The following is a 1,729-nucleotide window of genomic DNA, read 5'->3' as shown; positions in this document are numbered from 1 at the left end:
CACCGGGACCGCCGAGTTCCCGCGATAGGACCAGTCGTCCCCGGCGCGGCAGAACCAGCCGTCCACCAGCTCGAACTCGGTACCCGGCCACGCCAACGCGCCCGCGTACTCGTGGGCCCGGACGTCGCGGGCCCGGACGGGTCGGGGCGGCAACACCTTGAGCACGGCGATGTCGGGGTCGGCGATCCGCACCTCCTCGCCCGACTCCCGGCGTACCACCAGAACGGGATCCAGCTCGACCACGTGCCCGATGACGTCGGTGTAGAGATGCGAACTCTGCCCGTCCTCCAGATGACGACGCACCACCACGCGCATCCCCACCTCCACGCGTCGGCCCGCGTTCCACCGGGACCGGTCCGCCAGACCCCGGTCCTGCTCAGCCATGGAGGTCGGTGGCCTCGTCGTCGTCGTCCTCCTCGTCGGCGAACGGATCGGGATCGGTGGTCGGGTCCCAGCTCAACCCGGGCACGCCCCAGCCCGCGTCGCGGATGTGCCTCTTGGCTGCCTTGCGGTTCCGGCCGATGAGTCCGTCCGTGTAGAGGACGCCGTCGAGGTGGCCCACCTCGTGCTGCAGGCACCGCGCGAACAGGCCGTAGCCCTCCACCGAGACCGGCTCGCCGTTCTCGTCGGTGCCGGTGACCCGGGCCCACCAGGCGCGTCCCCGCGGGAAGTTCACTCCGGGGACGGACAGGCACCCCTCGAGATCCTCCTCCGGGTCCGGCATGGTCTCCGGGATCTCGGAGGTCTCCAACACCGGATTGACCACGCAGCCGCGGCGGTTGATCCAGCCGCCACGGGCCTCGACGTCCTCGCGTGAGACGCCCTCGCCGTCCTCGGTGTCCAGGTCGGGGCAGTCGTAGACGAACACCCGCTTGCGTACACCCACCTGATTGGCGGCCAGCCCCACGCCGTTGGCGGCGTCCATGGTCTCGTAGAGGTCGCGGACGAGGTCGCGGATCTCCTCCGGGGACCCGGTGACGGGCTCGGTGGGGGCGTGGAGGGCGGGATCGCCGAGGATGACGATGGGCAGGACGGCCATGGCAGACGATCCTAGTGCGCCCGTGGCAGGGTGTCGGATCCGTGTGGTTCACTACGGGGGAATCACAACGGTGTGATCTCCATACCCGCACCGGAGCACCTGCACCGACACCACAGGAGGCGCGCGCATGGGTCGATCAGTTACTGCGGCACGCGGGCCGCAGGTCGCGGGCGGTACGCAGCCCGCGACCGAGCTGCATGCCGCCGATCCCGTCCTGTCCGACCGGGACCAGGCCATGCTCGAGTTCGAACGGCAGTGGTGGAAGTTCGCCGGTTCCAAGGAGGAGGCGATCCGGCAGAAGTTCGAGATGTCCGGCACGCGCTACTTCCAGATCCTCAACGACCTCATCGACCGCCCCGAGGCGCTGGCCGTGGACCCGCTCCTCGTCAAGCGTCTGCGTCGCATGCGGAGCAGCCGTCAGAAGGCACGCGCGGCGCGCAACCTGGGAATGCGACTCGACTGACCTACACTCACCGGCGTGAGCTCCCAGCCCGAAACCTCGCAGTATGATCCCTACGGCCCGGGCGCGCCCGGTGGCGACGCCGGGGTCGATCCCGACCTGGACGAGCCGACGGGCCCTCCTTATCGGGCCATCGCGATGGTCCTCCTCGCCGCAGTGGTCCTCGCGATCGGCATCGGACTCGTCCAGCTGTTCGGGGGTGACGACGAGACGCCGACCGCCACCGATCA

Annotated in this window: 2 protein-coding genes and 2 pseudogenes; 2 read left to right on the top strand and 2 right to left on the bottom strand. The window is 69.9% G+C overall.

Translation table 11 applies throughout. The features are described from left to right. Window positions 1-384, bottom strand: a pseudogene (locus tag G6022_RS00220) (GNAT family N-acetyltransferase); the annotation flags it as partial. Next, complete coding sequence (locus tag G6022_RS00215; protein ID WP_182610060.1) at window positions 377-1,039, bottom strand: peptide deformylase; 663 nt, start codon at window positions 1,037-1,039, stop codon at window positions 377-379. The gene G6022_RS00215 and the pseudogene G6022_RS00220, both read right to left, overlap by 8 nt. Window positions 1,040-1,166: 127 nt before the next feature. Here G6022_RS00215 and G6022_RS00210 point away from each other — a divergent pair, with 127 nt between their 5' ends. Both G6022_RS00210 and G6022_RS00205 read left to right on the top strand, forming a co-directional pair. Next, window positions 1,167-1,502 carry a DUF3263 domain-containing protein gene (locus G6022_RS00210; RefSeq protein WP_241730959.1) on the top strand — a complete coding sequence of 112 codons (336 nt, stop codon included), beginning with the start codon at window positions 1,167-1,169 and terminating at the stop codon, window positions 1,500-1,502. 15 nt (window positions 1,503-1,517) lie between these two features. After that, window positions 1,518-1,729, top strand: a pseudogene (locus G6022_RS00205) (LytR family transcriptional regulator); the annotation flags it as partial.

The sequence above is a fragment of the Dietzia sp. Cai40 genome, from assembly GCF_014145165.1.
GTDB classification, from domain to species: Bacteria; Actinomycetota; Actinomycetes; order Mycobacteriales; family Mycobacteriaceae; genus Dietzia; species Dietzia natronolimnaea.
Note: the sequence above shows the minus strand (reverse complement) of the source record. Positions and strands in the feature narration are given on the sequence as shown.

Coding starts and splice junctions, on each gene's coding strand:
- G6022_RS00215 (WP_182610060.1), bottom strand. CDS start 1,039: ATGGCCGTCCTGCCCATCGTCATCCTCGGCGATCCCGCCCTCCACGCC.
- G6022_RS00210 (WP_241730959.1), top strand. CDS start 1,167: ATGGGTCGATCAGTTACTGCGGCACGCGGGCCGCAGGTCGCGGGCGGT.